This window comes from Dyella sp. (assembly GCF_035503745.1).
In the GTDB taxonomy this organism is placed as follows: Bacteria; Pseudomonadota; Gammaproteobacteria; order Xanthomonadales; family Rhodanobacteraceae; genus Dyella_B.
In genome coordinates this window covers 73,422-79,658 of the sequence record NZ_DATJTC010000022.1, presented here as the reverse complement: position 1 = coordinate 79,658, position 6,237 = coordinate 73,422, and the positions used below count along the sequence as shown (strand labels likewise).

The 6,237-nt window shown below is 65.7% G+C and carries 5 protein-coding genes; 2 read left to right on the top strand and 3 right to left on the bottom strand.

The genetic code is table 11. The features are described from left to right. Together VME63_RS09085 and VME63_RS09080 are read left to right on the top strand one after the other, a co-directional pair. The coding region (locus tag VME63_RS09085; RefSeq protein WP_325432462.1) for an efflux RND transporter permease subunit at positions 1–2,742 on the top strand (2,742 nt) is incomplete at its 5' end. A gap of 1 nt (position 2,743) precedes the next feature. Next, entirely contained in the window at positions 2,744–4,189 is a 1,446-nt protein-coding gene (locus tag VME63_RS09080; protein WP_325432460.1) for a TolC family protein, read from the top strand. Between the two features lie 67 nt (positions 4,190–4,256). On the opposite strand, the gene VME63_RS09075 is transcribed toward VME63_RS09080, so the two are convergent. Genes VME63_RS09075 through VME63_RS09065 form a run of 3 tightly spaced genes read right to left on the bottom strand, consistent with a single transcriptional unit; the run spans position 4,257 to position 6,216 of the window. Further along, on the bottom strand, positions 4,257–5,423 hold the full coding sequence (locus tag VME63_RS09075; RefSeq protein ID WP_414648229.1) for an AI-2E family transporter: 1,167 nt from the start codon (positions 5,421–5,423) through the stop codon (positions 4,257–4,259). Then, positions 5,420–5,737, bottom strand: coding sequence for a hypothetical protein (locus VME63_RS09070; protein ID WP_325432458.1), 318 nt, complete (start codon positions 5,735–5,737; stop codon positions 5,420–5,422). Before VME63_RS09070 ends, VME63_RS09075 begins: the two co-directional genes overlap by 4 nt. Continuing rightward, entirely contained in the window at positions 5,734–6,216 is a 483-nt protein-coding gene (locus VME63_RS09065; RefSeq protein ID WP_325432456.1) for an ABC transporter ATP-binding protein, read from the bottom strand. Before VME63_RS09065 ends, VME63_RS09070 begins: the two co-directional genes overlap by 4 nt. Positions 6,217–6,237: the final 21 nt, after the last annotated feature.

Here is a 6,237-nt window from a genome sequence, read left to right as displayed (position 1 = left end):
CCAACCGGTCGCTACGACGCGCTGTACCTGCGGAATTACGCCGTCCTGAACATACGGGACGTGCTCGCGCGAATTCCCGGCATGGGTGACGTACAGATCTTCGGCGGCGGCGACTATTCGATGCGTATCTGGCTCGATCCGCAGAAGCTCGCCGCCCGCAATCTGACGGCCGATGATGTGGTCGCTGCGATCCGCGAGCAGAACGTCCAGGTTGCCGCCGGGCAGCTGGGTGCGCCCCCTTCGAACGGCGACGATTTTCAGATCGCACTCAATGTCACCGGCCGGCTGAGTGACGAGCAGCAATTCCGCGACATCATCGTCAAGACCGGTGCGGACGGGCAGGTGGTTCGATTGGGCGATGTGGCGAGGGTTCAGCTCGGCGCTCAGGCCTACGGCGTGCGCAGCTTCCTCGACAACCGGCAGTCGATTGCCATTCCCATCTATCAGGCACCCGGTGCCAATGCGCTGCAATTGTCTTCCAACGTCCGCAACACCATGGCGGAACTGAAGAAGAATTTCCCGCAAGGGCTGGAATATTCCATCGTCTATGACCCGACCGTGTTCGTGCGCGACAGCATAACTGCCGTGGTGCACACGCTCTTGGAAGCCGTGCTGTTGGTCGTGCTGGTCGTGATCCTGTTCCTGCAGACCTGGCGCGCGTCGGTGATTCCGCTGGTGTCGGTGCCGGTATCGCTGATCGGCACGTTCGCGGTGATGTACGTGGCGGGCTTCTCGCTCAACGCGCTGTCGCTGTTCGGCCTGGTGCTGGCCATCGGCATCGTGGTGGACGATGCGATTGTGGTGGTGGAAAACGTCGAGCGCAACATCGAGCTGGGCTTTTCGCCGCGCGACGCCACGCGCCGCGCGATGAACGAAGTGACCGGCCCGATCATCGCCACCGCGCTGGTGCTGTGCGCGGTGTTCGTTCCCACCGCCTTCATCAGCGGCCTGACCGGCCAGTTCTATCGCCAGTTTGCGCTGACGATCGCCATTTCCACGGTGATCTCCGCGTTCAACTCGCTCACCCTGAGCCCCGCGCTGGCGGCCGTGCTGCTGAAGGGCCACGACGCGCCGAAGGATCGCCTGACGCTGTTGATCGACAAGGCCTTCGGCTGGCTGTTCCGCCCGTTCAACAAGCTGTTCCATCACGGTGCGCAGCGCTACGTGGGCGGCGTGCATCGCATCGTGGGCATGGGTCCGGTGGCGCTGGTGCTGTATGCGGGCCTGATCGGCATGACCTGGCTGGGCTTCTCGCACGTGCCCACCGGTTTCGTGCCGGCACAGGACAAGCAATATCTGGTGTCGTTCGCGCAGTTGCCCGATGCGGCCTCGCTCGATCGCACCCAGGACGTGATCCAGCGCATGTCGGCGATCGCGTTGAAGCAGCCGGGCGTGGAAAGCGCGGTGGCGTTTCCGGGCCTGTCGATCAACGGCTTCACCAACAGCACCAACGCGGGCATCGTGTTCGTCACCTTGAAGCCGTTCGATGAGCGGCGCGATCCCTCGTTGTCGGCCGGCGCGATTGCCGGCGCCTTGAACAAGCAGTTCGCCTCGATCCAGGATGCCTACATCGCGATCTTCCCGCCGCCGCCGGTACAAGGCCTGGGCACGATCGGCGGCTTCCGCATCCAGATCGAAGACCGCGGCCAGCTTGGCTTCGAGGAGTTGTACAAGCAGACGCAAAACCTGATCGCGCAAAGCCAGAAGGTACCGGCGCTGGCCGGCCTGTTCTCCAGCTACCAGGTGAGCGTGCCGCAGATCAGCGCCGACGTGGATCGCGGAAAAGCCAAAGCCGAGGGCGTGGATCTGAACGATGTTGACGAAACCATGCAGGCCTACCTGGGCTCGCTCTACGTCAACGACTTCAACCGCTTCGGCCGCATCTACCAGGTGAATGTCTCGGCCGACGCCAAGTACCGTCACGAACCGGAGGACATCGCGCAGCTGAAGACGCGCAACGCCAAGGGCGAGATGGTGCCGCTGGGTTCGTTCGTCACCGTGCGCCGCACGGCGGGCCTGGAGCGCGTGATGCACTACAACGGCTATGTCACCGCGGAAATTAGCGGCGGCCCGGCACCCGGCTACAGCTCCGGCCAGGCGCAGGCGGCGATGGAGAAACTGGCGCGGGACAACCTGCCCAATGGCATGAGCTATGAATGGACCGAGCTGACTTACCAGCAGATCCTTGCCGGCAACACCGCGGTCCTGGTGTTCCCGTTGTGCGTGCTGCTGGTGTTTCTGGTGCTGTCTTCGCTGTATGAAAGCTGGTCGTTGCCGCTGGCGGTGATCCTGATCGTGCCGATGGTGCTTTTGTCTGCGATTACCGGCGTGTGGCTGTCCGGCGGCGACAACAACATCTTCACCCAGATCGGCCTGATCGTGCTGGTGGGCCTGGCGTGCAAGAACGCAATCCTGATCGTGGAATTCGCGCGCGAACGCCAGCACGAAGGCATGAGCCGCCATGACGCGGTGCTGGAGGCGGCACGCCTGCGACTGCGCCCGATCCTGATGACCTCGATCGCCTTCATCATGGGTGTGGTGCCGCTGGTGACCTCGCACGGCGCCGGTGCGGAAATGCGTCATGCGATGGGCGTGGCGGTGTTCTCCGGCATGCTTGGCGTAACCCTTTTCGGCCTGGTCTACACGCCGCTGTTCTATGTGCTGATCCGCGCCATGGTGGAACGCCGCCAGGCACGCAAGCAACAGCACGCATCGAACTTGCCCGCTCTGGAGGGCCATTGAGATGACACGTTTAATCGGTAATACCGTTCTCGTTGCCGCACTCGCGCTGGCCGGATGCGCCAGCGTAGGGCCGGACTACAAAGCGCCGGCAACGCCCTCGGCGCACGTGCAGGGCATCGATGCGGCGCGCGAAAGCGCCGTGCCGTTCCAGGCCGCGTGGTGGCGGCAGTTCAACGATCCGGTGCTCGACGCGCTGATCGAGCATGCCGCCAAGGGCGGTCTCGACCTGCGCATTGCGCGGGCGCGCCTTGGCGAATCGCGCGCCTTGCTTGGCACGGCCAAATCCGACCAGATCCCGACGATCGGCACGGATCTGTCCTATAGCCGCGCGATCGAACAGCAGCCGGGCTTCACGCCCACGCGCGTTCCGATCGATACCTACCAGGCGGGCTTCGATGCGTCGTGGGAAGTGGACATTTTCGGCGGCGTGCGCCGCTCGGTGGAGGCGGCGCGTGCGGATCTGGGCGCCAGCGAAGCGTCGCTGCAGGATGCGCAGGTGAGCCTGTTCGCCGAAGTGGCGCGCAATTATTTCGAACTGCGCGGCACGCAGGAACGCCTGGCCATTGCCCGGCGCAACATCGCCAACCAGGCCGATACGCTCAAGCTGATCCAGGCGCGCGCCCAGATCGGCACCGCCTCGGAGCAGGACGTGGCCAGCGCCAGCGCACAGCTCAGCGCCGCCAGGTCGCAATTGCCGGTGCTCGATGCGCAGGAGCGCGGCTACGCCTATCGCCTGGCGGTGCTGCTGGGCGAGCGCCCCGGCGAACTGGACGTCGATATTTCGCCGGCCACGTTCAAGCCGATCGCCACTGCGCTGCCGATCGGCGATGCGGGCAACGCGCTGTCGCGCCGCCCCGACGTGCGCATCGCCGAACGCCAATATGCGGCCGCCACCGCACGTATCGGCGTGGCCAAGGCGGATTTCTTTCCGCACCTTTCGCTGGGCGGCTTTGTCGGTTTCCTGGCCGGGCGCAGCAACGATTTCGGCGGCCCCGCCTCGCGCGCCTTCTCCTTTGGCCCCAGCATCACCTGGAATGGCCTGAATGTGGAACGCGTACGCTCCAACCTGCACGTCAGCGAGGCACGCGCCGATGCGGCCCAAGCCAACTACCAGCGCACGGTGCTGTCGGCGATCGAGGATGTCGACAACGCGATAGTCGGCTACAACGCCGAACACGCGCGCATCGAGCAATTGATCGCGCAGAGCGAGCAGAGCAAGCGCGCGGCCGATCTGGCGCGCATCCGCTATCAGGAAGGCGCCACCGGCTATCTCGAGCTGCTTGATGCCGAACGCGTGCAGTTGGCAGCCGAAGACGAGCTGGCGCAGTCGGAAGCGGCGATCGACACGCGCGCTGTGGCGCTTTACAAGGCGCTCGGCGGTGGCTGGCAAGCGTGCACTGACACTAACTGCACGCAGCTTGCCAGCACCGTCGCAACCTCACCCTAGCCTCTCACCATCACCGGCCCGCTTGGCCACAGCCAAGCGGGTCGGTGACGGGGATGCGGCTAGGGCCTCAACGCTGCACCATCCGCGCAAACCACTCCCAGCCGCGCACGCGTTCGGCGATCAATTTCGCGCTGGTCAGCATCGGCACCGCCAGCAGCGCACCGGGTACGCCCCACAGCCAGCCCCATACCAGCAGCCAGACCAGGATCGCGATCGGGCTGATGCGCATGCGCCGGCCCAGGATCATCGGCGTGATCAGATTGCCTTCGACCGCGGTGATGGCCGCGAAGCACAGTGCCGGCAGCACGGCTTGCGCCACTGCCTCGAAGTGCATCAGGCCGACCAGCAACAGGATGGTGGTGGTGAAGATCGCGCCCACGTATGGAATGAAATTGGCCAGCGTCGCCACCGTGCCCCATAGCAGCGGGTCGGGCATGTGCAGCAGGTAGAGCATGCCCGCCGTGGTCATTCCCAAGATGACGTTGATCACCACGGTAGTAAGGATGTAGCGCGACACTTCGGTCTGGATGCCGCGCACGATCGACACCGCATGACGCTTGTAGCCGAAGTTGGGCGCGATCTCGACCAGCCGCCGCAGCAGCAGGTCGCCGTAGATCAGGAAGAAAAACACCAGCAGCATTACCGTCAGCACCGCCGCCAGCACCTTGGGTGCGTTGGAGAGCACGTCCCACACGCTGATGGCGACGTCGGTTTGATTCTGGGCCGGTTGCGCGCGCACCGGATGGCCGTTGTTGACCAGCGTCTGGGTGGCGCGGTTGGCCGCTTCGAGCGGCCGCGTTAAGTGTTCGAGCTTGGTGCCGAAGCTGCGGATCACCGACGGCGCGTTATGGAACCAGCCAACCGCCGGCTGCGTGAGCATGCCCACGCCGCTGCCGATGCCGGCGATCAGCGAGATCATCAGCACGCACGCGCCCAGCCAGCGGGGAATGCGGTGGCGCGCGCCCGCCGCCACGATCGGGTTGAGCGCCAGGCCGATGAACGCGGCCAGTACCAGTGGGATCAGCAGCTCGCGCACGATGGTGGCGGTGTAGAGCAGGGCCAGTATCAGCAGTGCATTGAGCATCATGCGGATGGCGCGCAGATGCCGGCGCATGCGATGCACGCCCTGCGTGGCCTGCTTGACCTGCTTGGTGACGGCGGCCGGCTCAGGCGCCATGGCGCCGCCGACCGCTGGCGCCGCGCCCGTGGGCACGGAGGGCTGGGTGTTGCTCATGCGTCGTCGCGGGGTTGGGTATCGGTGTCGGTGTCGCTCTCGTCCATGCCCAATTCGGCGATCAGGCGCGTGCCTTGCGCCACGATTTCTGCGATGCCTCCGCTGAGCAGCGAGGCCAGCCCCGGCACCCGCAGCGGGCCTACGCCCATGCTGCCGAGCGCGAAACCCGCGCCGGCCGCCGCACCCATGGTGACAAGCGGATGCCGGTAGCCGCGCAGCAACAGCGAGGCCGCCGGCCCCGACAGTTCGTGGCGGTGCATGGCCACGCGCCCGCGGGCCTGCCTGACCTTCTCAAGATGCTTGAACAGGCTCATGGCTGCTTTGTCCCCCCAGGCCCCGGTTGCGCGCCGTCTTCGATGCCCTGCTCGGCTTTTTGCAGGGTGTCGCGCATGATCGCACGCCATTCCTGCCGCGTGGCGGGCAGGCTCATCCAATGCATGCAGCGGCGGAACAGCACGATCGCACCGAACAGGAACAGCGCCTCCAGCACGCACAGCACGGCGAACGCGGCGATCCAGGATTGCAGCCACTTGGCCAGCAGCAGGCCGACCAGGCCCAGCACGGTAAGCCCAAGGCCCACGCCGCTGACGGTGGCGATCAGGCCGGCGGCAAGCATCCAGTTGATAGCCGCGCGCGCCAGGCCAAGCTCGGCGGCCAGCAATTGCAGCTGCGCGCCGAACAGGTTGCGCACCGCGCGCGCAAGCAGGCCGATTTCCTCAAGCAGGCCGCGCGGCGGCGGCCCCGGCGGTTCGGATGGCCCAGCCGTTTGGTCATCGCGCACGGAATCGTGCATCGCCCGTCCCCGTGCCTGATG

Bases quoted from the DNA above. Each gene is read 5' to 3' on its own strand.
- VME63_RS09080 (WP_325432460.1), top strand. From the start codon at position 2,744: ATGACACGTTTAATCGGTAATACCGTTCTCGTTGCCGCACTCGCGCTG.
- VME63_RS09075 (WP_414648229.1), bottom strand. From the start codon at position 5,423: ATGAGCAACACCCAGCCCTCCGTGCCCACGGGCGCGGCGCCAGCGGTC.
- VME63_RS09070 (WP_325432458.1), bottom strand. From the start codon at position 5,737: ATGAGCCTGTTCAAGCATCTTGAGAAGGTCAGGCAGGCCCGCGGGCGC.
- VME63_RS09065 (WP_325432456.1), bottom strand. From the start codon at position 6,216: ATGCACGATTCCGTGCGCGATGACCAAACGGCTGGGCCATCCGAACCG.